At 60.5% G+C, this 25,280-nt stretch carries 20 protein-coding genes and 1 riboswitch; of the genes, 13 read left to right on the top strand and 7 right to left on the bottom strand.

What is annotated here, in order from left to right; genetic code table 11:
* Positions 1 to 3 precede the first annotated feature (3 nt).
* Positions 4 to 429: a nuclear transport factor 2 family protein gene (locus M2400_RS06305; RefSeq protein ID WP_177044857.1), complete on the bottom strand. Its 426-nt coding sequence runs from the start codon at positions 427 to 429 to the stop codon at positions 4 to 6.
* Positions 429 to 1,379 carry an agmatinase gene (gene speB / locus M2400_RS06310; protein ID WP_003210733.1) on the bottom strand — a complete coding sequence of 317 codons (951 nt, stop codon included), beginning with the start codon at positions 1,377 to 1,379 and terminating at the stop codon, positions 429 to 431. The genes M2400_RS06305 and speB overlap by 1 nt, the downstream gene beginning before the upstream one ends.
* A gap of 240 nt (positions 1,380 to 1,619) precedes the next feature.
* On the opposite strand from speB, the gene M2400_RS06315 reads away from it, so the two are divergent.
* From M2400_RS06315 to M2400_RS06350, 8 genes are all read left to right on the top strand, one after another.
* Positions 1,620 to 2,513 (top strand): LysR family transcriptional regulator, encoded by an 894-nt coding sequence (locus M2400_RS06315; RefSeq protein ID WP_259198738.1) that lies wholly within the window; start codon positions 1,620 to 1,622, stop codon positions 2,511 to 2,513.
* Positions 2,514 to 2,518: 5 nt separating this feature from the next.
* The gene (locus M2400_RS06320) at positions 2,519 to 3,109 is read left to right on the top strand and encodes a tRNA-uridine aminocarboxypropyltransferase (RefSeq protein ID WP_177044855.1); all 591 of its coding nucleotides are present in this window, start codon (positions 2,519 to 2,521) and stop codon (positions 3,107 to 3,109) included.
* 70 nt (positions 3,110 to 3,179) lie between these two features.
* On the top strand, positions 3,180 to 9,107 hold the full coding sequence (locus M2400_RS06325) for an NEL-type E3 ubiquitin ligase domain-containing protein (RefSeq protein WP_259198737.1): 5,928 nt from the start codon (positions 3,180 to 3,182) through the stop codon (positions 9,105 to 9,107).
* 107 nt (positions 9,108 to 9,214) lie between these two features.
* On the top strand, positions 9,215 to 10,117 hold the full coding sequence (cysM, locus tag M2400_RS06330) for a cysteine synthase CysM (protein ID WP_003210736.1): 903 nt from the start codon (positions 9,215 to 9,217) through the stop codon (positions 10,115 to 10,117).
* Positions 10,117 to 11,469 (top strand): 23S rRNA (uracil(1939)-C(5))-methyltransferase RlmD, encoded by a 1,353-nt coding sequence (gene rlmD / locus M2400_RS06335; RefSeq protein WP_177079490.1) that lies wholly within the window; start codon positions 10,117 to 10,119, stop codon positions 11,467 to 11,469. The genes cysM and rlmD overlap by 1 nt, the downstream gene beginning before the upstream one ends.
* Positions 11,470 to 11,604: 135 nt before the next feature.
* Positions 11,605 to 13,848, top strand: coding sequence for a GTP diphosphokinase (gene relA, locus M2400_RS06340; RefSeq protein WP_177044842.1), 2,244 nt, complete (start codon positions 11,605 to 11,607; stop codon positions 13,846 to 13,848).
* 136 nt (positions 13,849 to 13,984) lie between these two features.
* Positions 13,985 to 14,818, top strand: a complete 834-nt coding sequence (mazG, locus tag M2400_RS06345) for a nucleoside triphosphate pyrophosphohydrolase (RefSeq protein WP_177044840.1) — start codon at positions 13,985 to 13,987, stop codon at positions 14,816 to 14,818.
* A gap of 25 nt (positions 14,819 to 14,843) precedes the next feature.
* A complete protein-coding gene (locus tag M2400_RS06350; RefSeq protein WP_177044838.1) occupies positions 14,844 to 15,389 on the top strand; it encodes a DUF2058 domain-containing protein in 546 nt (181 codons plus the stop codon).
* Positions 15,390 to 15,629: 240 nt separating this feature from the next.
* Here M2400_RS06350 and M2400_RS06355 read toward each other — a convergent pair whose 3' ends face one another.
* The 4 genes from M2400_RS06355 to purM all read right to left on the bottom strand — a co-directional run bounded on the left by M2400_RS06355 (position 15,630) and on the right by purM (position 18,513).
* Entirely contained in the window at positions 15,630 to 15,818 is a 189-nt protein-coding gene (locus tag M2400_RS06355; RefSeq protein ID WP_008438187.1) for a hypothetical protein, read from the bottom strand.
* Between the two features lie 252 nt (positions 15,819 to 16,070).
* Positions 16,071 to 16,784 (bottom strand): DUF3108 domain-containing protein, encoded by a 714-nt coding sequence (locus tag M2400_RS06360; protein ID WP_088426114.1) that lies wholly within the window; start codon positions 16,782 to 16,784, stop codon positions 16,071 to 16,073.
* Between the two features lie 8 nt (positions 16,785 to 16,792).
* The gene (gene purN, locus M2400_RS06365; RefSeq protein ID WP_177079489.1) at positions 16,793 to 17,443 is read right to left on the bottom strand and encodes a phosphoribosylglycinamide formyltransferase; all 651 of its coding nucleotides are present in this window, start codon (positions 17,441 to 17,443) and stop codon (positions 16,793 to 16,795) included.
* A gap of 11 nt (positions 17,444 to 17,454) precedes the next feature.
* Positions 17,455 to 18,513 carry a phosphoribosylformylglycinamidine cyclo-ligase gene (gene purM / locus M2400_RS06370; RefSeq protein WP_010176470.1) on the bottom strand — a complete coding sequence of 353 codons (1,059 nt, stop codon included), beginning with the start codon at positions 18,511 to 18,513 and terminating at the stop codon, positions 17,455 to 17,457.
* 360 nt (positions 18,514 to 18,873) lie between these two features.
* Here purM and M2400_RS06375 point away from each other — a divergent pair, with 360 nt between their 5' ends.
* The 5 genes from M2400_RS06375 (at position 18,874) to M2400_RS06395 (ending at position 23,493) form a co-directional block, all read left to right on the top strand.
* Positions 18,874 to 19,914 carry a DUF2066 domain-containing protein gene (locus M2400_RS06375; RefSeq protein WP_177121653.1) on the top strand — a complete coding sequence of 347 codons (1,041 nt, stop codon included), beginning with the start codon at positions 18,874 to 18,876 and terminating at the stop codon, positions 19,912 to 19,914.
* 53 nt (positions 19,915 to 19,967) lie between these two features.
* Positions 19,968 to 21,041: an AI-2E family transporter gene (locus M2400_RS06380; protein ID WP_177044832.1), complete on the top strand. Its 1,074-nt coding sequence runs from the start codon at positions 19,968 to 19,970 to the stop codon at positions 21,039 to 21,041.
* 217 nt (positions 21,042 to 21,258) lie between these two features.
* Complete coding sequence (gene hda / locus M2400_RS06385; RefSeq protein ID WP_010176467.1) at positions 21,259 to 21,963, top strand: DnaA regulatory inactivator Hda; 705 nt, start codon at positions 21,259 to 21,261, stop codon at positions 21,961 to 21,963.
* A gap of 213 nt (positions 21,964 to 22,176) precedes the next feature.
* A complete protein-coding gene (locus tag M2400_RS06390; protein ID WP_177044830.1) occupies positions 22,177 to 22,806 on the top strand; it encodes a C40 family peptidase in 630 nt (209 codons plus the stop codon).
* Between the two features lie 144 nt (positions 22,807 to 22,950).
* Positions 22,951 to 23,493, top strand: a complete 543-nt coding sequence (locus M2400_RS06395) for a C40 family peptidase (RefSeq protein WP_003210749.1) — start codon at positions 22,951 to 22,953, stop codon at positions 23,491 to 23,493.
* Positions 23,494 to 23,567: 74 nt separating this feature from the next.
* On the opposite strand, the gene M2400_RS06400 is transcribed toward M2400_RS06395, so the two are convergent.
* Positions 23,568 to 24,881, bottom strand: coding sequence for a sorbosone dehydrogenase family protein (locus M2400_RS06400; RefSeq protein ID WP_259198734.1), 1,314 nt, complete (start codon positions 24,879 to 24,881; stop codon positions 23,568 to 23,570).
* 99 nt (positions 24,882 to 24,980) lie between these two features.
* A riboswitch (cobalamin riboswitch) is annotated at positions 24,981 to 25,218 on the top strand.
* Positions 25,219 to 25,280: the final 62 nt, after the last annotated feature.

Below are 25,280 nucleotides of genomic sequence, written 5' to 3' on the forward strand. Positions count from 1 at the left end.
TGGCTAAGGGGGCGGCAGCCCTTCCGGCATAGCGGACAAATGTTCGTGACAGGCCAGCCACAGGCCTTCTTTTTGTTGTGTGCGATCACCTTGTCGTTTGAAGACAATGGTCTCGCGTTCCTGGCTAAAGAATTGCTCCCCGTTCATGCGCAGCTCGGTGGCCACGTCATGCACAAATACCGCGACGTCACCTTGCAGGCTGACGAATGCGTTGCTTGAGGTGCAGGACAGCACCTCGAATCCTTCGTCCCGGCGCCAGCTGTCCCACAACACCTGGTAGGCGTCGCGACTCAGCAGCGGCTGGGGGAGGGTGTAGAACACGAAGCTGGCGTCGGCGCTGAACGCACCAAAGTAAGCCTCGCGGTCATTGCGGGCGAAGGCCGACACCAGGTCGGCCGCGGCTTTTAATACCTCGGCCTGGTCGTTCATCAGCGGTGCGCCACGCCAGGCAGTACGCAGAGCATTTCGTACAGCAGGTTGGCGCCCAGCAGCGAGGTGTTGCCGGTGGTGTCGTACGGCGGCGAAACTTCTACCAGGTCGCAACCAATCAGATCCAGGCCTTGGCAGCCGCGGATGATTTCAATCGCCTGGATCGTGGTCAAGCCACCGATTTCCGGGGTGCCGGTGCCAGGCGCCCAGGCCGGGTCGATGCCGTCGATGTCGAAGCTCAGGTACACCGGGCCGCCGCCGACTTTTTCGCGTACTTCAGCCATCAAGGGTGCCAGCGAGTGGTGCCAGCATTCTTCAGCCTGCACTACACGGAAGCCTTGCTTGCGGCTCCAGTTAAAGTCTTCGGCGGTGTAGCCCTGGGCCCGCAGGCCGATTTGAACAACGCGGTCGCAATCCAGCAGGCCTTCTTCCACCGCCCGGCGGAAGGTGGTGCCGTGGGCGATTTTCTCGCCGAACATGTGGTCGTTGACGTCGGCGTGGGCATCGATGTGCACAAGCCCGACCTTGCCGTGTTTCTTGTGGATCGCCCGCAGGATCGGCAGGGTGATGGTGTGGTCGCCACCCAGGGTCATCGGGATCACGTTGTGTTCGAGGATCTCGTCGTAGGCTTCTTCGATGATGCGCACGGCGTCCAGCAGGTTGAAGGTGTTGATCGCCACGTCGCCGATGTCGGCAACCGACAGCGAGTCAAACGGAGCGGCACCGGTGGCCATGTTGTAAGGGCGGATCATCACCGATTCGGCGCGGATTTCCCGAGGCCCGAAACGGGTGCCGGCACGCAGGGATGTGCCGATGTCCAGGGGCACGCCGACGAAGGCGGCATCCAGGCCCTTGGCCGATTGCAAATGGGGAAGACGCATCATGGTGGCGATGCCGGCGAAGCGCGGCATTTCGTTGCCGCCCAGTGGTTGGTGGAAAATCTTGTCCACGGGATTGCCTCATCGTTTTGTTTATTAGAAGCCGATTCTGCGAAATGCACGGGAAGGGAAGAATCGGCAGGGGCAAATACTTAGTTCAGATTTTTCTAAACTAACGCTTAAGGTAAACTCGGCTGCAACTGTAGGCGCTGGCTTGCCAGCGATGCAGGCGCCTCGGTGTACCAGGCGCACCGAGTGGATGCCATCGCAGGCAAGCCAGCTCCTACAGGTTTTGTGTTACTTGGAGATCTTATGGCCAACGCCTTGCCCGACCTGAAACTCCTGCGCATCTTCGTCAGCGTCGTGCGGCACCAGGGTTTCGCCAATGCTCAGCACGAACTCAACCTGTCCACCTCGGCCATCAGCACCTATATGAGCCAGCTGGAAGCCGCGCTGGGCCTGGTGCTGTGCCATCGCGGGCGGGGCGGGTTCAGCCTTACCAGCAAGGGCGAGCTGTTCCATCAGGAAACCCTGCGTCTATTGGGCGAGCTGGAAGGCTTCGAGCAATACGCCGCTGCACTCAAAGGCGAGTTGCGCGGCACTCTGAAGCTCGGCGTGCTCGACTCCACCGTCAGCGACAAGGCCCTGCCGTTTGCCGAAGTGATCGGTGCCTACAGCCAGGAGCACCCGGCGGTGCATTTGCACCTGTCGGTGATGAGCCCGTACGAGTTGCAGCTTGGGGTCCAGGACAATCGCCTGGACCTGGCCATCGGTGCCTTCTCCAACCGCATGAGCGGGCTGATCTATATGCCGCTCTACCGCGAACAGCACTGGCTGTATTGCAGCACCCGCCATCCGTTGTTCAACGAGCGGCGCATCCCTGAGCAAGTCATCACCCAGCAGCGCATGGTTGGCCGCGGCTACTGGAGCCAGGCCGAACTGGCGCGCCATGGCTTCAAGCACAGCGCCGCCACGGTGGAAAGTATGGAGGCGCAGTTGATCCTGGTGCTGTCCGGCGCCTACATCGGCTACTTGCCGGAACACTACGCCCAGGCCTGGGCCGACAAGGGCGATTTGCGGGGGCTGCTGCCGGCGACCTTTGGTTACCAGGCGCCGTTCTCGATGATCATGCGCCGGGGCCGCAGCCGCGAGCCGTTGATCCAGACCTTCCGCGATTTACTCAAAGCCCAGCTCAACCAGGCCTGAAAACCATGTCCAGACCCCAATGCTCCCGCTGCCTGCGCCCCACCACCCATTGCCTGTGCGCGCTGATCCCCCGCCTGGACAGCCGCACCCGCGTATTGCTGTTGCAGCATCCGAGTGAGGTCAATCACGCCTTGAATACGGCGCGGTTGGCGGCGCTGGGATTGGTGAATGCGCAGTTGGTGGTGGGGGAGGTCTTTGAGGACATGCAGACGCTATTAAACCCTCCGGGCTACCAGGCGCGTTTGTTATTCCCTGCCGAGGGTGCGCAACCGTTGCAGGCTTACACGTCATCTGACGAACCGTTGTTGTTGGTGGTGCCGGACGGAACTTGGCGCAAGGCGCGCAAGTTGCTGCACCTCAATCCCTTGCTGGCGGCGTTGCCCCGGGTGACGCTGGCGGAAGGTGCCGTGTCCCGCTACCGCTTGCGCAAGGCGCCGGGCCCTGGAGCGTTGTCGACGGTGGAGGCCATCGTTCAAGCCTTGCAGACGCTCGAAGCGCCTGCGTTATTTGAGCCGCTGCTGAAACCGTTCGAGGCCCTTATCGACGGTCAGATTGCTGCCATGGGGCCAGCGGTTTTCGAGAAGAACCATGGTTGATGTGCACGCGCCATAGATACCGCGCAGGCGGCGGGTGACGGGATAGGCTGACCTTTTCAGGAACACGGAAATGGCCGACCCGATTACCCCCGCAGCGCTCCCGGACACGCTGTACGAATTCATGATGCAGCAACGCGCTCCGCTGATGGCTGAGCCAGAGTGGCAGGTGTTGCAAGCACTGGATGCCATGCGAGCGTCGTTCGACGATTTTTTCGGTGCGCTCAACCACGAAGAACGGCTTGAGTATGTACGCCTGCAAGGGGCATGGGTGGAGGCGCAGAAAGCCCTGGAGCAGGCGGTTCTTGAACTCACAGACGCGTTTCGGCAGCAGGCACTGGCTTCATTGCGCAGCGAGCTGAAAATCCTGACAGGCCAGGACATCGACCCCAGCGTCGCGCGTATCCATACGCGTTATCTGCAACCGGCAAGCCGTGTGCGACGGGCATCTTCGGGCGCCGGCGGAACGGTGGAGGTCGCCAGCATTACTTTTTGGGACGCGGCCTGCATGAGTTACGACGGTCTGACTGGCTGGAGCTATCCCGGCCGGACCGGCCTGGCCGATGCCAGTTATCTCGATGCAGGTATCAATGCCACCGCCGGACAGTTCATTGCGTTGGTGCGCAGGCTTGATATCGGCGGTCAACTCAAAACCCGTCTGGACCAGGCGTTGATGGCCAACGCGGCCCTGGGAAGTTGCCTCATGGGGCTGGCGACGACCGAGTTTGAGTTCGCCTTGATAGAGGCACTGAAAAACACAACGGCCAGTCGAGTCGACCGGGACAAGTACCAGTACGTTAAACGCGCTTTGACGGGGGAGGTGCGTTGGGGCTCGATGGAAGAGATGCTGCTGTTCGTGCCGCATGGTATGGACAACGTCAGTTGGGTGCCTCAATCCTTGGGCCTGACCGGGCAGTACGTGGGCCCACCGCCAGGCGATCGCCTGACGATTCCTCATCTGGTGTTCTCCGTCAGCGGTTGCAATGGGGCCTTCAGCTTTTTTCCGAACCGCCCTGGCGGGTCTCTGCGCCACCATGGCAGCCATCGAGAGGCCTGCCAGGAGTTCCATGTGGCGTTCCAAGCGTTCTATCGCTCGGGTCATGTCGACTGGTTGTATCAGATGATGTTGCTGCGTGATTGCGCACGGTTGAAACAAATCGTCAAAGTCACTCCGCCTCCCGACGCCGGGTTGCTTGCCAAGCTCCTCTATTCGCTGGCTCAAGCCATTCCGAGGGTCGATGGTGTCAAGCAGATCGGCTATGTACGCACGCCAGTGGAAAAAGTGCCGATCGTCAGTTTGTACGATTTTTATGTCAGACGCAGCCGTGCCAACTTGCAGGAGCTGGCCAATGAAACATCGGGTTTCATGACGACTCTGATCGAACTGTTCCAGGCCTTGATCACTGAGATTCTCGATGTGCTGTTGATCCCTGCGCCGGGGGCGTTGAAAGGTTTGGGGCGGGTGCGGGCCTTGGCGATGTTTGTGGCTATGGAGCAGGCGTTGGTCGAGGGCGGTGCCCTGGCGCTTCAAGGGGAGCCTGGCGAATTTCTTCAAGGGCTTGTCGACGTGGCCGATCTGCTGATTGGCAGTCGATTGCACACCCGATTGGACCGTTCCGTGCAACGTCGGCATCAGCGCTTGTTCCAGCGGCTGTCCGTGCCACGCGCAGGCGCTTCCAATCATCAAGCGCTGACCAACCCACAGGTTCTGGAAAGAATGCTCGGCACCCCGGATATTCCGGCCCGGGACCTGGATATTCTGCTCGACTCAAGTGCCACTTCACGACAAACGCTAAACCAGGTCTGGCAGGGCGTGCGTCCTTCTGCATCGCTGACCGAGGCTGTGAATCGGTTCAGGGCCGACAGGCTGATTGAGTGGGTTGCGCAAGGCGCTGATCCCGGTGTGCCATCGCTGGTGGGGGCCGTTGAGGTCATGGCTCCGTTGCTGACCCAACTGGACAATTGGCCTGCGGAAACGGCCTTGAGCATTGAAAACCAACAGGGCCTGGAAGTCCGGCGCTATAGCAAGATGGCGTCATCGCCGGCGACGGACGTGATCAGGGTCACCCGGCTGGAAAATCATCAGTTCGCTTATGCCACTGCGCGCCGGATCAGCATCGATTTTCCACAGGCAATCGTGGAATTGTTGCCGGCGGTTTTTGCGGGTGGGACACAGCCGCTTCGTCAGCAATTGGCGGCGTTGGCAAAGGCCTTGAAAATCGATCTGTTTGAGGCACTTACCCAGTTCGCTGATGCCAGTCGTTCTGTGCCAGGCGGTGCCGGTGCTTCAGTGCGCAGGTTATTACCCGACAGCATCGGTCACGAGTATCCCGTACCTGCCGTGATTACCCAACTGCGGGCCTTGTACCCCGAACTGAGTCAGGCGCGGTTGTTGGAAGTGCTGCGCGAACATCCCTTGTCGGAGCATCAGCAAACGCAGTTGTTGCACTCGCAACTGCAACCCGAAGCGCTTTATGACGCTTTGCGCGCTGCTCTTCAGGCAGCGCGCCGTTCAGCCATCGTTGATGGGGTTTTCCATCCCCGGCGGTTCAATCGGCAGACTCAGGCCTGGGCCGCAGCGTTCGCCGATGGCGTACTGCGCGACGTTACTGGCCTGGCATTGGTCGTCAGCCCCGCGAAGCAGGCGGTTCCCTTCGTTTCGCGGCGGGCCGGGGATCAAACCGTTGTGGTGATCGATCAAAACCGTGGACGATTTTCGCCATTTTTTCAGGGTGAAGGCCTTGTCGGGGCGATGTTTACCGGCGCAGACAGCTTCTATCAAGCGGTCCTCATCCAGCTCTCGGAGAATGATCAGCGCCGATTTGGTGTGAGTACGCAGCAGGCCATCACCGGGTTTCGTTATCGGGTCGCCCAGGCCCTGCTGAGCAACCGTGTCTCTGATGGCTCGTTTTATCCCTGCCAGCGCGCAATCGAGCACTATGCCAGCGCCGTCGATGCCGCTCGTCTTGAGCCGCAGCCTGATGCTCTCGGCCTTTACAGGCTGGGGGCGGATCGCTATCTGTTTCTTGACAGTGCGTTTCTCAAGGTTGTCCAGGGCGAGCCGCCTCAACCCTGGCGCGTCCAGCACCCGGTGCTGAAGGACGCGTATGCACCGGTGTTGAGCCACAACAGTGCAGGCAGTTGGCATCATGAATGGGAGAACCCGCTGACCTGGGACGGCCATAAACCGTTTCATCGCCTGGGGCCATTGGTCAGCACGTTTTCGCCGGATGACATCATGCGGATTCAGCAGATCAGTGGCGTTTCCCCGGACATCCTGCGGCGCATGCATGTGCGTAACGAGCGCCCGCCGGCGGTGCTGGTGGAGACCATCGAGCGTTTCAAGGTTCATCAGCGAGTCAAGGCTGGCATGGAGCTTGGCGCGGACTTTTTCGATGAGGTGCTTGCTGAGGTCGGGGCTGCCAGGGCCGATGCGCTCGTTGGTCGAGCGGGCCTCGGTCGCGCCGAGCAGATCGCCCTGCTTGAGGAGAAAGTCCTGTTCAGCCCACCAACAATGGAGCGGTACTTTTTCAAGGCGTTGCTTCACAAGAGCGAACTGTCGTCTGACCCCTTGGCGCAGGTGGTGCAACGGCATTTTCCTGGTTTGACGGCGGCCGTCGCCGAAGAACTGGTGCGTCAAACCAATGCGGATGAGGCACGGCTCCTGGAGTCGGGCCGTGTGCCTTGGACACTCACCCCGTACGTGCGCTGGTGGATCGATTATTTGCGAAAGGCTCGGGCTTTTGAGGGCGTGCACTTGCCTGCTGCGGCGAGTGGAGACAGTTCCAAGTTGATCCTGCATACATTGCCGTACATAGACGGCTGGCCGAATCATTTGCGAGTCGAGGTGTGGGAAAGGGGGCGACTGATCGACAGCATCGGCCCCGTCGACGGGTCGCTCAAGCGTGAATTAGAGTCGGTGGCCGGTCAATACCAGGCCTACATCCCCCAACTGAACGGCGGCCGGCAGCCGATAGGAAACCTTGGGGCTTTTTTGCCCGCTCTGTTAGCTGCGCTGCCGGAGTTTGAGCGCCGTGTACTTGGCTACACCCATGCGTCCGGAGTCGAGGAACTGACGTTGATTATTGGCGATCACCTGGAGCGTAACCGGGAGTCCTCGCAAGCCTTACTCAAAATTGGGCGCAACTCCTGGCGCATCCTGCCGCGGCGGATTGCCGATGGTCGTATCGGGTATCCGCTCAGTGGCGGTGATGAACTGAGGCCGATGGATCGCGCGCAAGTGTTGCGAATGCGTGAGTTGTTTCCTTCCCTGACAGATACAGAAGTGTTGGATTTACTGCTGGACGCTGGCGATTCGTTCGGGGAGCGCAAGTTAATCATTGATCATCTGTTCAGCGAGCGAAACGCGTTGAATACAACATTGCAGCGCTGGAACGACGAGGCGTTGGTAAGCGACCCGGACAGCATTTCGGCGGGCTTGCGCGCCTTGGCGGTGACACGGATTCAGCGTTGCTGGGCCAGGGAAGGCTTGACGTTGGGCGTTGCCCAGGAACTCAACCTGGACAGCCTCGACCTGGCGAGTTTGCCGACATTAAGTGCCCATTTCGGGCATGTAACGGTGTTGAGCTTGAAGAACAACCGCCTGACCGAATTGCCTTCGCACTTTCTGCGAAGCTTTCCAGGCCTTCGTGTCCTGTATTTCAACGGCAACCGGCTAACCCGGCTGCCATCGCTGGAGGGGGCTCCCTATCTGGCGGTGCTCAACCTGGCCCATAACCGCCTGAAGTTTGACTTGCAGAGCGAGCTTGAACTGGAAGCATTGACCGGGTTGAGGTCGCTCGATTTGTCGTTCAACCCGCTGGGGCAGGGGCGGCAATTGTCGTTCTATCGCTTGACCAATTTGCAGGAGTTGAGCTTGCGTGCTGCCGGGTTGAACCGCTTGCCACGGGGCGCGGTAGCCCTGCGTTCACTGCGCAGCTTTGATCTGCGTGACAACCAGATCAGCGAGTTGGCCGAGACGGACCTGTTCATCTATCCGCACGTGCATCGGGGGATCAATCTGAGGGGCAATCCACTGAGCCCCCAGGCCAGGCAAATGCTGCGCCGCCTCGGTGAGCGCCAGGGGCAGCCGGATATCGATTTCGGATTGTGGGAGCCTGCGGCTTCGCTTGACCAGCGCGCCAACCGTTGGCTGGCGTTGCTTCCTCCTGCAGAAGTGCAAGGGCGCGAACGTGATTGGGCGGCGCTTCAAGAGCAGCCGATGGCGGACTACTTTTTTGAGCTGCTGGGCAGCATCGCCAAGTTTCCCGGGTTTGTTGACCCTGAATATCGGGCACAGCGAGAAAATGTGACACGACGCATTTGGGCGTTGATCGACGAAGCGCTATTTCATGACGGCGTGAACATGATTGCCTACTTGCCGGCGTATCGATTCATGAGTGGTGGTATCGACGGCTGGCTGCTGTGCTTGCATGAGCTTGAGTTGCACAGGTTGCCGCAACAAATGCTCGCCGCCAACGTACAGAGTGCCGGGCCGGCCTTTGTGCATTATTACCGGGCATTACGTCGGATTGATGCCTTGAACCAGCTGATTGCCGAGCGCTTCGCCCCTCAATCCACGGGGCACGCCTGCACGCGAATTTTGAGTTATCGCATCGCGTTAGCCACCAGCCTCGATCTGCCTCAAGTATTACCGGAGCGTTTTAGTGCCTCCACCGCGATCCCTGATGCGCAATCGGTCGACACGCTGCGTCGGGCGATTTTGCGTCAAGAGTCGGGAGTCAACTGGCCTGCGCGGCTTCAGAGAGCGCACCACTGGGTGACGTTTCTGGAGCGTAAATATACGACACGATTCGCGTCAGTCCTCAAACGCTTTGACCGGGCCCTGGAAATAGCGACAGACAAAGTTGCCAATGGCTTGATGACAGAGGGTGAGTACCTGAACTACATCACGGTGCTGCAAGGCGCGAGGCAAATGGCCAAAAACACCTTGATTGAGGGACTCACGCAGCAGGAATGGGAAAATTTCGTGGTGGGTTGATTCGTTGCTTATGTCTTTAGGTAATAAGCACCGCACTTTGCGTGATATGGCCCGCCAGCCTTTCCCGGTATGATGGTCGCCCCCGCAGTCTGGATTGCGAATACGCCATGACCTTGCAGTACCCCACCATCGCCGATTGCGTCGGCAACACCCCGCTGGTCCGCTTGCAGCGCCTGCCGGGTAACACCAGCAATACCTTGTTGCTCAAGCTCGAAGGGAACAACCCGGCCGGCTCGGTCAAAGACCGCCCGGCGCTGTCGATGATCACCCGTGCCGAGTTGCGTGGGCAGATCAAGCCTGGCGACACCCTGATCGAAGCCACTTCCGGTAACACCGGGATCGCCCTGGCCATGGCCGCGGCAATCAAGGGCTACAAGATGGTCCTGATCATGCCCGACAACGGCAGCGCCGAGCGCAAGGCAGCGATGACGGCCTATGGCGCCGAGTTGATCCTGGTCACCCAGGAAGAAGGCATGGAAGGCGCCCGCGACCTCGCCGAGCGCATGGCCGCCGAAGGCCGTGGCCTGGTGCTGGACCAGTTCGCCAACGGCGACAACCCCGAGGCGCACTACACCACCACCGGCCCGGAAATCTGGCGCCAGACCCAGGGCACCATCACCCACTTTGTGAGTTCGATGGGCACCACCGGCACCATCATGGGCAACTCGCGCTACCTCAAGGAGCAGAATCCCGAGATCCAGATCGTTGGCCTGCAACCGATGGAAGGCGCGGCGATCCCGGGGATTCGTCGTTGGCCCGAAGAGTACTTGCCGAAGATCTACAACGCGGCCCGCGTTGATCGCATCATCGACATGGCCCAGCGTGAAGCCGAAGACACCACCCGCCGCCTGGCCCGTGAAGAAGGCATCTTCTGCGGCGTATCGTCGGGTGGCGCCGTGGCCGGGATGTTGCGCTTGTCCCAGGAATTGGAAAACGCGGTGATCGTCGCGATCATCTGTGACCGTGGCGACCGTTACCTGTCGACCGGCATTTTCGACGCGCCCAACTGATGGCCAAGCACGAGAGAGGCCTGCGCTTCCAACCGACGGGCGGCAGCCGGGCCCCACAGATTCCAGTAGGCAAGAAGCAACGCCTGACCATCGAACGCCTGGCCAATGACGGCCGTGGCATCGTGTTCTTCGAAGGCCGCACCTGGTTTGTGGTGGGTGCCCTGGCGGGCGAAGAGGTTGAAGCGCGGGTGTTGGGCGCCCACGGCAAAGTGGTGGAGGCGCGCACCGAGCGCGTCTTTAGCGCCAGCGCACTGCGCCGCCCGGCACCTTGTGTGCACGCCGGCCGGTGTGGCGGTTGCAGCCTGCAACACTTGCCCCATGACGAACAGCTCGCCCTGAAACAGCGCATGCTCGCCGAGCAATTATCCCGTGTGGCGGGTGTCGAACCCCAAGAGTGGGCAGCGCCGTTGAGCGGGCCGGAATTCGGCTATCGCCGGCGTGCCCGCGTGGCCGTGCGCTGGGATGCCAAGGCGAAGAAACTCGAGGTGGGCTTTCGCGCCGTGGCCAGCCAGGACATCGTCGCCATCGACGATTGCCCGGTGCTGGTACAGGCCTTGCAACCGATCATGCAGCGGTTGCCCAACATGCTGCGGCGCTTGAGTAAACCTCAGGCGTTGGGCCATGTGGAATTGTTCAGCGGGTCGTCGATTGCCGTGTTGTTGCGACACATGGCGCCGTTGTCCGAAGCGGACCTGACGATCCTGCAGGAATTTTGTACCTTCCATGAAGCGCAATTGTGGCTGCATGGCGAGGACCAGCCGCAACCGTTCGAACCGGACCAGGCCCTGGGCTATCGTCTGGAACAGTGGGATCTGCAGTTGGCGTACCGCCCGGGAGACTTTGTGCAGGTCAACGCCGGGGTCAACGAGGCGATGGTCGCCCAGGCCCTGGAGTGGCTGGCGCCAAAGCCCGACGAGCGGGTGCTGGATTTGTTTTGTGGCTTGGGCAACTTCGCCTTGCCGCTGGCCCGCCAGGTGCGGGAAGTGGTGGCGGTGGAGGGTGTACAGGCCATGGTGGACCGGGCGGCACAAAATGCCGCCAGCAATAATTTGCATAATGCGCATTTTTTTCAGGCCGATTTGTCCCAGCCTTTGACCGACGCGGAATGGGCCAAAGAGGGCTTTTCTGCGGTACTCTTGGACCCACCCCGTGATGGTGCCCTGGAGGTTGTGCGCAAGCTCGCCACTCTGGGGGCCGATCGCCTGGTGTATGTGTCCTGCAATCCGGCAACGCTGGCGCGGGACACGGTCGAGTTGGTCAAGCAAGGCTACCGGCTAAAACGTGCCGGGATCCTCGACATGTTTCCCCAGACGGCCCATGTCGAGGCCATGGCGTTATTTGAAGCGGGCTAGGATGCCCGTTTAATCCGACTGGCCTGCATCTCCTGGGCCTGTGACCTGCCAGGGAGCGTGCACAAGCTTTTTTGTAAAGCAGGTCAGCGATGATTTTGACGCACTAAAAGGTGCGTCGTAGGGAAGGTAAGCAAGATGGTACAGGTGAGAGCACACCAGCCGATCAACACCGACGGCAGTATCAATCTCGAGGCATGGCTGGATCATGCCATCAGTGTCGACCCGGCACTGGACCGTGAAGCCTTGAAAGCAGCCTGCGAGTTCGCTCGTGAGTCTGAACAGCAAGACAATGCGGCCAAGAACCTGTGGGCCGAAGGCACTTCAAGCTTTCGCACCGGGTTGGAGATCGCCGAGATCCTCGCCGATCTCAAGCTCGATCAGGATTCGCTGATCGCGGCGGTGCTGTATCGCGGCGTGCGCGAAGGGCATATTCAACTGCCCACCGTCAGCCAGCGTTTCGGCACCGTGGTGGCCAAGCTGATCGACGGCGTGCTGCGCATGGCGGCGATCAGTGCCAGCCTCAGCCCGCGCCAGTCCATGGTGCTGGGCACCCAGGGCCAGGTGGAAAACCTGCGCAAGATGCTGGTGGCGATGGTCGACGACGTCCGCGTCGCGCTGATCAAGCTGGCCGAGCGCACCTGCGCGATTCGTGCGGTAAAAACCGCCGACGACGAAAAGCGCAACCGTGTCGCCCGCGAGGTGTTCGACATCTACGCGCCGCTGGCCCACCGCCTGGGCATCGGCCATATCAAGTGGGAGCTGGAGGACTTGTCCTTCCGTTACCTCGAACCCGATCAATACAAACAGATTGCCACGCTGCTCCATGAGCGGCGGCTGGACCGTGAGCGTTTCATCGCCGACGTGATGAGCCAGCTGCGCACGGAATTGCAGGCCACCGGGGTTGAAGCCGACATCAGCGGCCGGGCCAAGCACATCTATTCCATCTGGCGCAAAATGCAGCGCAAGGGCCTGGCCTTCAGCCAGATCTACGACGTGCGCGCCGTGCGCGTGCTGGTGCCGGAAATGCGCGACTGCTACACCGCGCTGGGTATCGTCCACACGCTGTGGCGGCACATCCCGAAAGAATTTGACGACTACATCGCCAACCCCAAGGAAAACGGCTACCGCTCGTTGCATACAGCGGTGATCGGCCCCGAGGGCAAGGTGCTGGAAGTGCAGATTCGCACCCACGCCATGCACGAGGAAGCGGAGCTGGGCGTATGCGCCCACTGGCGCTACAAGGGTACCGACGTCAAGGCCGGGTCCAACCAGTACGAAGAGAAAATCTCCTGGTTGCGCCAGGTGCTGGAATGGCATGAAGAGCTGGGCGACATCGGCGGTTTGGCCGACCAGTTGCGGGTGGATATCGAACCTGATCGGGTCTACATCTTCACCCCCGACGGCCACGCGATCGACCTGCCCAAGGGCTCCACGCCACTGGATTTCGCCTACCGCGTGCACACCGAGATCGGCCACAACTGCCGTGGCGCGAAGATCAACGGGCGCATCGTGCCGCTCAACTACAGCCTGCAGACCGGTGAACAGGTCGAGATCATCACCAGCAAGCACGGTACGCCGAGCCGCGACTGGCTGAACCCGAACCTGGGCTACATCACCACGTCCCGGGCGCGGGCGAAGATTGTCCACTGGTTCAAGTTGCAGGCGCGCGACCAGAACGTCGCCGCCGGCAAGACCTTGCTCGAACGCGAATTGGCGCGCCTGGGCCTGCCGCAGGTGGACTTCGACAAGCTGGCCGAAAAGGCCAACATGAAGATCGCCGAAGACATGTTTGCCGCCCTCGGTGCTGGCGATCTGCGCCTGGCGCAGTTGGTCAACCTGGCCCAGCAACTGGTGGAGCCGGAGCGCGGCAGCGAGCAACTGGAACTGATTCCACGCAAGGCCACCGGCTACAAGCCGGGCAAGCGTGGCGATATCCAGATCCAGGGTGTGGGCAACCTGATGACGCAGATGGCCGGCTGCTGCCAGCCATTGCCGGGGGACGCCATCGTCGGCTACATCACCCAAGGCCGTGGGGTGAGCATTCACCGCCAGGACTGTGCCTCGGTGTTGCAACTGGGCGGGCGCGAGCCGGAGCGGATCATCCAGGTCAGCTGGGGCCCGGTGCCGGTGTTGACCTATCCGGTGGATATCGTCATCCGCGCCTACGACCGTTCCGGCCTGCTGCGTGACGTGTCGCAGGTGCTGCTCAATGAGCGGATCAACGTGCTGGCGGTCAACACCCGCTCGAACAAAGAGGACAACACCGCGTTGATGTCCCTGACCATCGAGATTCCGGGGCTGGACGCGTTGGGGCGGTTGCTGGGGCGTATTTCCCAGTTGCCGAACATCATTGAGACCCGGCGCAACCGCACGCCATAACCCATTTTTTTGTGGGAGCCGGGCTTGTGTGGGAGCTGGCTTGCCTGCGATGCAGACGCCTCGGTATTTCAGATGTATTGAGTCGATGCCATCGCAGGCAAGCCAGCTCCCACAGAACACGGATAGAGATTGATCGATGTATTCACTTGAAGACCTGCTGCACCTGATGAACCGCCTGCGCGACCCGCAATATGGGTGCCCGTGGGACATCAAGCAAACCTACGCCACCATCGTGCCCCACACCCTGGAAGAAGCCTATGAAGTCGCCGACGCCATCGAGCGCGGGGATTTCGATCACCTGCAAGGTGAGCTGGGCGACCTGTTGTTCCAGGTGGTGTATTACAGCCAACTGGCGCGGGAAGAAGGGCGCTTCGAGTTCGCCGGGGTGATCGACAGCATCACCCGCAAGCTGATTCGTCGTCATCCCCACGTGTTCCCCACCGGCGACTTGTATGCGCCGCTGGATATCCCGCAACTGAGCGAAGAACAGGTCAAGGAACGCTGGGAGCAGATCAAGGCCGAGGAGCGTGCGGAAAAATCCGACGCGCCGGAGCAGTTGTCCTTACTGGACGATGTGCCCACAGCCCTGCCTTCGTTGTCCCGTGCCGCCAAATTGCAAAAGCGCGCCAGTCAGGTCGGCTTTGATTGGCCCGCCGCATTGCCGGTGGTGGATAACGTGCGCGAAGAGCTGGATGAAGTGCTCGAAGCCATGGCCGACAACGACCCGGCAGCCATCGCCGACGAGGTGGGTGACCTGCTGTTTGCGGCGGTGAACCTGGCCCGTCATCTGCAGGTCGACCCGGAAGCTGCGTTGCGTTTAGCCAACGCCAAATTCGAACGACGTTTCCGATTTATCGAACAGGCATTGCGCGAGACCCATCGTCCCATAGAAGATTGCACCCTCGAAGAGTTGGACGCCCTGTGGGGCGAAGCCAAACGCCAGGAAAAGAATCTGTCCAGCTGCGGCTGAGCCGTTGCCCAAGTGAGTAAGCACCATGAGCATTTCCCTTCGCGACCAGTTGCTCAAAGCAGGCCTGGTCAATCAAAAGCAGGCCAAGCAGGTCGGCAAAGAGAAACAGAAACAGCAGCGTCTGGTGCATAAAGGCCAGGCTGAAGCGGATGACAGCCAGGCGCGCCTGGCCATTGAAGCCCATGCCGAGAAGGTCCGGCGTGACCAGGAGCTGAACCGTCAGCAGCAGGAAAAAGCCGAGGCCAAGGCCCGCGTTGCCCAGGTCAAGCAGTTGATCGAAACCTCGCGCCTGCCCAAGCTGACCACCGAGGACTACTACAACTTTGTGGACGACAAGAAGGTCAAGCGCCTGTCGGTCAACACCCTGATGCGTAACAAGCTGAGCAACGGCTCCCTGGCAATCGTCCATCACGGTGGCGGTTACGAGGTGATCCCGCGCGAGGCAGCGCTGAAGATCCAGGAGCGGGCGCCGGAGCGCATCGTGCAGATGAACGTCCTGACCGAAAGCCAGGTGCCGGATGAGGATGATCCATACGCCGCCTACCAGATCCCTGATGACCTGATGTGGTAAGGCTGTAGAAACGACATTGTGCCAAGGGCGCTTGCTGTGGTGAGTGAACTTGCTGTGGCAAGGGGGCTTGCTGTGGCGAGGGAGCTTGCTGTGGCGAGGGAGCTTGCTCCCGCTGGGGCGCGAAGCGCCCCCAAAAATCCCCCCGCCCCCCAAAAAAACACAAACCCCGCTCAAAAGGCGGGGTTTGTGTTTATAAACACTCCAGCTGCGTGGGGCCGGGTGTCTAAGGATTTCAGAGTCTCAGGAGCTTTGCGCCTGGCGTTTCATCTCAAGGGTCTCGAGCTCGTTTTTATAATTATGAGCTTCGGTCTCGTCGTGAAACATGCCGACCAGCAGGTCTTGCTGGTGTACATCCCAGATGTGAATCCCGTGGGCTACTGCTTCATGGGACATATGTTCATCGTCGCGTTCAGTTACTTTTACAGTCATCTGCTTGCTCCAATCTCTGGTTGATCTGCGGCAAGGCGTCGCAGGCCTTTGTTATATGATTTGTTAGCTTGCTAAGTAAATAACCAGAATTTGCAACACACCTTTACAGAAGCTGGAACAATCACCGAGCCCCCGTAAACCGCGATATTGCGTCGCAGGGCGCTGAGTTTTATGACAAAAGTTTCATGTTGGCGTCAGTCGGCAGGCGAAAAAAAGCCCCGCAATAGCGAGGCTCTTTCATTGCGCAGAGGATCAGCTGCCTTTGACAGCCTTGCCGTCAACGGTACCGTCCTGCAGCATGATGTTGTATTCCTTGCCGTCGGTCTCGACCTGACGCAGGGCAACCAGGATGCCGCCCCAGTCCTTGGCAAACCACATTTGGGTAATGCGCTTGCTTTGCGTCGGGTCACGCACGCGCTCGACCTTGATCGCATCGATGGAGCCGGCTTTGGTCTGGACCTTTTCCGGGCCAATCACGCGGAAGTCGTAGGTATCGGTATCAGTACCCTCGACCACGCGGTAGCTCATGCTTTTCTTGCCGGCTGCGACATCGCGCTGCAGGGCAAGCTGGTAGGTCGACTTGTCCATCATGCCGCTTTCAAGGGCGACATTGACCGGGTCCTTGTTTTCGAAGCCGGTGACCTTGTTGGCCGTGCGGTCGAAGTCCAGGTTGATCTTCTTCGCCTTGCCCAGGCCTCCGCGTTCGAAGGTGTAGCTCTGCGGCTGCAGGGCGTCCTTGTCGAAGCGGATCACGCTGGTTTCGGTCAGGCTGGCGATCATCATGGACGCCTTGAAATTCAAGGTCCAGGTGCCGTTGTCATTCTTGGTCAGGCTGCGTTCTGCCGAACCACTCATGGGCAACTGTTTCCAGTCGGCGGTGTAGCTGGCGGAGAAAGGGTGAAGGTCTGCCGCTTGCACGGCAGGCAAGGCGAACAGCGCAAAAGCGAAGAGCAGGGCGCGACGCATAAAGTCTCCTAGGTTCGAATCAAGTGGCCGCTGGCCGCAAGTAACTGACCGTCCAATAATGCACCGTGGTCGCCAAGAATCAACCGCCCCTCAGCGAACCAGCGAACAGCCAGCGGGTAAATCCTGTGTTCCTGGGTGTGAACCCGTTGCGCAAGCGTCTGCGCAGAGTCCGCAGACTCTACCGGAACTACTGCCTGTACGACCAGAGGCCCGCCATCGAGTTCCTCGGTAACAAAGTGCACGCTGCAGCCGTGCTCGGTGTCGCCGGCCTCCAGGGCACGCTGGTGGGTGTGTAACCCTTTGTATTTTGGCAGCAGGGACGGGTGGATATTCAGCAGGCGCCCGTTGTAGTGGCGTACGAAGTCAGCGCTGAGAATGCGCATGAAGCCAGCCAGTACCACGAGTTTGGGATTGAAGGCGTCGATCAGTTCGATCAAGGCGCTGTCGAAGGCCTCGCGGCCTTCGAAAGCCTTGTGATCCAGGGAGCGGGTGTCGATACCTGCGTCCCTGGCGCGTTGCAGGCCGTAGGCGTCGCTGCGGTTGGAGATCACCGCAGCGATGCGCACCGGGCTGTCGCCGGCGCGCGTGCTATCGATCAGGGCCTGCAAGTTACTGCCGGTGCCGGAGAGCAGCACCACGACATCACAGGTCTGGGACATCTGCCCTTGCATCAGTGTGCCTTGAGGTTCTTCAGTTCAACCGCAGCAGCGCCTTCGGGGGCGGTGGCGATCTGGCCGATGACCCAAGGTTGTTCGCCGGCTTCACGCAGTACGTTCAGCGCGGTTTCAACGTGCTCCTGAGCCACGCAGATCACCATGCCCACGCCGCAGTTCAGCACGCGGTGCATCTCGGTTTCGTTGACGTTGCCTTTCTCTTGCAGCCAGTCGAATACCGCAGGGCGCTGCCAGCTGGCCACGTCGACGATGGCCTGGGCGCCTTTTGGCAGAACGCGCGGGATGTTGTCCAGCAGGCCGCCACCGGTGATGTGGGCCATGGCCTTGACCGCGCCGGTGTCCTTGATCAGCTTGAGCAACGGCTTCACGTAGATGCGGGTCGGGGCCATCAGCAGGTCGGTCAGAGGCTTGCCGTCGAGCTGGATGGTTTCGATGTCGGCGCCGGACACTTCGATGATCTTGCGGATCAGCGAGTAGCCGTTGGAGTGCGGGCCGGAGGATGGCAGGGCCAGCAGGGCGTCACCGGCAGCGACTTTGGAGCCGTCGATGATTTCGGATTTCTCTACAACGCCGACGCAGAAACCGGCCAGGTCGTAGTCTTCGCCTTCGTACATGCCTGGCATTTCAGCGGTTTCGCCGCCGACCAGGGAGCAGCCGGACAATTCGCAGCCGGCGCCGATGCCGGTAACCACTTGGGTCGCGGTCTCGACGTTGAGCTTGCCGGTGGCGTAGTAGTCAAGGAAGAACAGCGGCTCGGCGCCGCACACCACCAGGTCGTTCACGCACATGGCAACCAGGTCGATGCCGATGCTGTCGTGCTTGTTCAGGTTCAGTGCCAGGCGCAGCTTGGTGCCCACACCGTCGGTGCCGGAGACCAGTACAGGCTGCTTGTAGCCGGCCGGGATCTCGCAGAGGGCGCCAAAACCGCCCAGGCCGCCCATGACTTCGGGGCGCGCAGTGCGCTTGGCGACGCTCTTGATGCGTTCGACCAATGCTTCACCGGCGTCGATGTCTACACCGGCGTCCTTGTAGCTCAGGGAGGGTTGCTTGCTCATGATCCAGGCCTTTAGGGGGGATTCAGGGGTAACGACCGAATGCGGCGGGTATACCGAAACCTGAAGTTTCAGCATGGCCTGCCATTGACGGTCTGCGAAGGCGCGCGATTTTATCAGGCTTGAGGGGCAGCGGCCATCCTCGGGCCGACGGGCAGGGGCAATAGCTGTTAAAAAAATCGCTAATCGAGTCGGTCACGGGCCGTATTAAGGTATAGCCTTTAACTCGCTATCGTTATGACAGTACAAAAACTTGCCGAGGCCCTGTGAATGTTTTGCCGGTCGCTGTGGTCACAGCCTTGCTAAACACTGTTCACGCGGTCTGTTCCAACCGCTTATTTTGCCGTTCGGGAATCTTCTTTCATGGGTCTGAGTAAATATTTTTTTGTGGGCTGTTTGTCGTTGGTCAGCCTGGCGAGTCATGCCGAAACCCTCAATGGCCTCTATCAAGTGCTGGAACCGGTCAGCAGTCAGTCTCCCCAGGAGCGTGACCAGGCTACCCAGCGTGCCCTGCAAACCCTGGTGATCCGCCTGACCGGCGACGCAAAGGCCGCCGATGGCCCAGCCCTGGCGGCGATCCGCAAGGACCCGCAACAGATCATCAGCCAATACGGCTACGACGCCGGCCCTCCGGAAAGCCTGCAAGTGGATTTCGACCCGGTCAGCACCGATCGCGCCTTGCGTGGCGCGGGCCTGGCGCTGTGGGGCAGCAATCGGCCGTCGATCCTCGGTTGGTGGCTGAACGATTCCGTCGAAGGCAGCAGCCTGATTGGCGATGGCCAAGCCGTCGCCCAGCCGCTGCGCCGCGCGGCCCAGCACCGTGGCTTGCCGTTGCGCCTGCCGTTGGGTGACCTGGACGAGCAAATCGTCGCCACCGCGCCGAATCTCGAAAGCCCCGACGCCACGCCGCTGCGTGCCGCTTCCGAACGTTATGGCGCCGACGCTTTGCTGGCGGTGCACGCCCGCGAAGACGGCGGCCAATGGTCGGCCAAATGGCGCCTGTGGCTGGGGGATAAAAGCGAGCAGGGCACTGCCACCGGCACAGACACCGGCGCATTGGCCGACGCCGTGCTGCTGGCCGTGAGCGAACGCCTTGCGCCGCGCTTTGCGGTCAAGGCCGGCGCTGCCACCAGCGATCAGTTGCTGGAAGTGCAGGGCATGAACCTGGAGCATTACGCCGCCCTCGGTCATCTGCTGGAGCCGTTTGGTGCCCAGCCGGTGCGCGTGGACGGTACTCGCATTGTCTATCGCGTGAATGGCAGCGCCGAGCAGTTGCGTACCCAGTTGAGCCTGGCCAAGTTGCAGGAAGTCCCGGCAGGTGAAGCGCCGGCTCCGCAGCCGGTGGTGGAAGGTGCGCAACCGGCTCCGGTCGAGCCGACACCGCAGTTACGTTTTCATTGGTAAGCGTTCTTCCTCTTTATATAGAAGAAGGAAGCAAATAACAGATGGAGTGGTTTATGGCGGATACGCGTCGTTGGGTGTGGATTGGCGGGATTGTCCTGCTGTGCGTTTTTGTGTTCCTGCTGCATTCGATCCTGACGCCGTTCCTGGTTGCGTTACTGCTGGCCTATCTGTTCGATCCCGTGGTGGATCGCCTGGAAAAGCTCGGCCTGTCACGTACCTGGGGCGTGGTGGCGGTGTTTGCCTTGTTCACGTTGATCATCACGGCGTTGGTGCTGGTGCTGGTGCCGATGCTGGCCAAGCAATTGTTCAAGCTCTATGAACTGGCGCCGCAGATGCTCGACTGGCTGCAACACACGGCCATGCCGTGGGCGCAGGCCAAGTTGGGGCTGGCAGACGGCTTCTGGAAGTTCGACAAGGTCAAGGCGGCCATCAGCGAGCATATGGGCCAGACCACTGACATCGTCGGCGTGGTACTGAGCCAGGCGACGGCGTCGAGCCTGGCGCTGATCGGCTGGCTGACCAACCTGGTGCTGATACCGGTGGTGGCGTTCTACCTGCTGCGGGACTGGGACATCATGATGGCCAAAATCCGCAGCCTGCTGCCGCGCGACCGCGAAGAGCGTGTGGTTTCCCTGGCCGGGGAGTGCCATGAGGTGCTCGGCGCCTTCGTCCGTGGCCAGTTGCTGGTGATGCTGGCGTTGGGGATTATCTACGCGGCGGGGCTGATGGCTATCGGCCTGGAACTGGGCCTGTTGATCGGCCTGATCGCCGGCCTGGCGGCCATCGTGCCGTACATGGGCTTCGTGATCGGGATTGGTGCGGCACTGGTGGCCGGGTTGTTCCAGTTCCACGGCGACCTGTACCCGATGCTCGGGATTGTCGCGGTGTTCATGGTTGGCCAAGCCCTGGAAGGCATGGTGCTGACGCCGTTGCTGGTGGGCGACCGGATCGGCCTGCACCCGGTGGCGGTGATTTTCGCGATCCTGGCGGGCGGCGAGCTGTTCGGCTTTACCGGCATCCTGCTGGCGCTGCCGGTGGCGGCCGTGATCATGGTGCTGGTGCGCCATGTGCACGACTTGTACAAGGATTCGGACATGTACGCCGGAACAGACGAACCGGAGTTATAACCGCAGCATCACAAACCCGGCTCAAGGCCGGGTTTGTCGTTTAACGGCTCCGGCGTTTCGCCGGTGCGTCAAACAATCTTCACCAAATCCAACAAGTTAACGCAAACCTTTGATTTTGCTTGTGGTCTGCTGCATTGTGCGCCCGGCGTCACGGGTATAAACTTTGCAAACTTTACACAGAGGCCACTAACGGTTCGATTGGAACCGTTCAGTCAGCATGAAACCGATTCAGCTGCCCCTAGGTGTGCGTCTGCGTGACGACGCCACCTTTATCAATTACTACCCAGGCGCCAATGCCGCTGCACTCGGCTATGTCGAGCGGCTCTGCGAAGCCGACGCCGGGTGGACCGAAAGCCTGATCTACCTCTGGGGCAAGGACGGCGTGGGGCGTACCCACTTGTTGCAGGCCGCGTGCCTGCGTTTCGAGCAGATGGGCGAACCGGCGGTGTACCTGCCGTTGGCGGAGCTGCTGGACCGCGGTATCGAGATCCTCGATAACCTTGAACAATACGAACTGGTCTGCCTGGACGATTTGCAGGCAGTGGCGGGGCGGGCGGATTGGGAAGAGGCGCTGTTCCACCTGTTCAACCGCTTGCGTGACAGCGGCCGGCGTTTGTTGATTGCCGCATCCACCTCGCCCCGAGAGTTGCCGGTGAAGCTGGCCGACCTCAAGTCACGACTGACCCTGGCGCTGATTTTCCAGATGCGCCCTTTGTCCGACGAAGACAAATTGCGCGCCCTGCAGTTGCGTGCTTCCCGTCGCGGCTTGCACCTGACCGACGAAGTCGGGCATTTTATTCTCACCCGTGGCACCCGCAGCATGAGCGCACTGTTCGACTTGCTCGAACAGCTCGACCAGGCCTCCTTGCAGGCCCAGCGCAAGCTGACCATTCCCTTCCTTAAAGAAACCCTCGGCTGGTAGCCAGCCCTTCAAAATCGGGGCTTTCGGCAAATTCCAGGCGCCAGAAAACCTGCGTTTGGGCCGTTTTGGCCACGCAAATGGCTTGTATAGGGTGTTAAGGGCTTAGATGTCATAGTCCAAACAAGAAGTCACATAGATCACGATTGAATTTGCAAATCGATGTGATAGAAGGCATAGTCTCGGCTTCTTTACACATCAGCCACGGTCGTGCCCATGCTAAATCGCTTCGCACCCCTCGTGCCTCTCGCACTCGTTACCCTGTTGTTTGGTTGCGCCACCCACACTCAAAACGTGGCTGAGCAGCAAAAACCGGCACAACAGTCCCAGGCAAAATTCGTTGCATCGCAGTCTTCCACTGTTTATCAGGAAGAGATCGCAACTGAAAAAGAACTTGCCGATTTCGCTGGCGCCAAGCCTTACCAGCTTCCAGTTCTGGCCGACAGCATTCTCGAACGCGGCATGTCCTTGATCGGTACCCGTTACCGTTTCGGCGGTACCTCTGAAGCCGGTTTCGACTGCAGCGGTTTCATCGGCTACCTGTTCCGTGAGGAGGCCGGCATGAACCTGCCGCGCTCCACCCGCGAAATGATCAACGTTAATGCACCGTTGGTCGCACGGAACAACCTCAAGCCCGGTGATCTGCTTTTCTTCAGTACGGCTGGCCGTGGTCGTGTCAGTCACGCCGGTATCTACCTGGGCGACAACCAGTTTATCCACTCCAGCAGCCGCCGCAGCGGTGGTGTGCGAGTCGACAACCTGGGTGACAGCTACTGGAGCAAAACCTTCATCGAAGCCAAGCGCGCCCTGGCGATGGCCCCGACTACCGTTACCGCCAGCAAGTAAAGTTAAAGTGATACTTGAAGTTTGACGTGTAAGCGCTAGAATCCCTGGACATTGTTGTAAATCGATCGCGCGAGCTTTGCTTGCGCGTTCTGTTTTTCAACGTTCGGCAGCGAAAGCCGCATCCAGATCAGGATTGTTCTGCCCATGTCGACCTCGGCCCGCCTAATTCTTCTCGTTTGCGCCGCGCTGCTCAGCGCCTGCGCAAGTCGTCCTCCGCCTGCTCCCGTGGCCGTCAAGCCCAAGCCGGTGTTCAACACCTACGCCACCCAAAGTTTCTCGCCGGCAGCCGAAGACGTGCTCTTTCGTGCGCTGGGCCTGGTGGGCACGCCTTATCGCTGGGGCGGCAATACGCCGGACTCGGGGTTTGATTGCAGCGGCCTGATCGGTTTTGTTTACCGTGATGCAGCCGGCATCTCCCTGCCGCGCACCACCCGCGAGCTGATCGTGATGCGCGCCCAGGACGTGAGCGAAAACAACCTGCAAACCGGTGACCTGATCTTCTTCGCCACCGGTGGCGGCTCCCAGGTCAGCCATGCCGGGATCTACGTGGGAGAAGGGCGCTTTGTGCATGCGCCGCAAACCGGCGGTACGGTGAAGCTGGACACGCTGTCCAAGGCCTATTGGCAGAATGCCTACCTGAGCGCCAAGCGTGTGTTGCCGGCTGAGCACCTGGCGCGAAACCCTTAGGAAAAACGCTAATCAAAATGTGGGAGCCGGGCAAGCCCAGCTCCCACATTGTTTTGTGTGGTGAGTTGAATCGGCTATTTCGCCGCCGACACCCGCCACACCTTGTTCCCCACATCATCCGCCACCAGCAAATCCCCCTGCTTGTCGATCACCACGCCGACCGGGCGGCCCATGGCTTTCTCATCGCTGTCGAGGAACCCGGTCAGCACATCCACCGGCTGGCCTTTTGGCTTGCCTGCCTCAAACGGTACGAAGATCACCTTGTAGCCACTGTGGGGCTTGCGGTTCCACGAGCCATGCTGGCCGATAAACGCGCCGTTGCTGAACTGCGCTGGCAACTTGCTGCCGTCGGCAAAGGTCAGCCCGAGGGACGCCGTGTGCGGCCCTACCGCATAGTCCGGTGCAATGGCCTTGGCCACCAGATCCAGGTTCTGCGGTGTCACCCGCACATCCACGTGCTGTCCGTAGTAGCTGAATGGCCAGCCATAGAAAGCTCCGTCCTTGACCGAGGTGATGTAGTCCGGCACCAGATCACTGCCGATCTCATCGCGCTCGTTGACGGCCGCCCACAGCTTGCCGCTTTGCGGTTCCCAAGCCATGCCATTGGGGTTGCGCAGCCCGGAGGCGAAGATGCGATGCTCGCCGGTGGCGCGGTCCACTTCCCAGATCGCGGCCCGGCCTTGCTCGGCTTCCAGGCCGTTTTCCCCGACGTTGCTGTTGGAGCCCACGCTCACGTACAACTTGCTGCCATCCTTGCTGGCCACCACGTTTTTGGTCCAGTGATGGTTAATGCTGCCGCCCGGCAAGTCGGTCACGGTGGTGCCGGCTTCCTTGATCGAGGTTTCGCCCGGCTGATAAGGGAAACGCAGCAGCTTGTCCGAATCGGCGACATACAAGTCGTTGCCCACCAGCGTCATGCCGAAGGGCGAATTCAGGTTCTCCAGGAACACCGTGCGGGTCTCGGCGACGCCATCGTGATCAGCGTCCCGCAGCAGGGTGATGCGATTCGGGCTGGGCACGCCAGCGCCGGCACGGCCCATGACTTTTTCCATCACCCAACCACGAATGCCCTTCGAGTCGTCCGGCTTGGGCGGCGCGTTGGTTTCCGCCACCAGCACGTCGCCATTGGGCAGCACATACAGCCAGCGCGGGTGATCCAGGCCTTCGGCAAACGCTGCCACCTGGGTGCCCGCCGCCGGGGTCGGCTTGGTGCCTTCCGGCCAGCCGATCGCCGGTGCGATATTCACCGTGGGAATCAGGGTTTTATTCGGTTCCGGCAGCTTGGGCGACGGTCCGGTGCCGTCGGACACTTGCAGGGTAGAGCTTTCACCACAGGCGGCGAGGGTGCCGGCGAGCATGATCAGTAGGGCAAGTCGGGTCTTGTGCATGGTTTTCTCCTTGATACCTGTAGGGGTAGAGGTGCAGGGCGGTCCGATGGTTCACGCGCGTGTCCGGCTTTAATTGACGCTCCACCCCCAACCCACTAACCTTCGCGGCTTGTTTCAGGTGCTCTGTGGCGTACGCGTCGACTGAGTGAAACAGGGAAGCCGGTGAGTGAGCGTACTTTTCTACAGTGCAGCCACGATCCCGGCGCTGCCCCCGCAACGGTAAATGAGTCAAGACGGTGCCTTAAGCCACTGTATCGCCCGCGATATGGGAAGGCGCACCCTCGGCATTGCATGTCACTCATGAGCCCGGAGACCGGCCTGATCCATCCAACAGCATCACGGTGGGCGATGCTTGGCTGTCTATCTGTACCTTTTTCCTGCCCGCCGTTTTTGTCCAGC

This window comes from Pseudomonas sp. BIGb0558 (genome assembly GCF_024807515.1).
GTDB classification, from domain to species: Bacteria; Pseudomonadota; Gammaproteobacteria; order Pseudomonadales; family Pseudomonadaceae; genus Aquipseudomonas; species Aquipseudomonas yamanorum_A.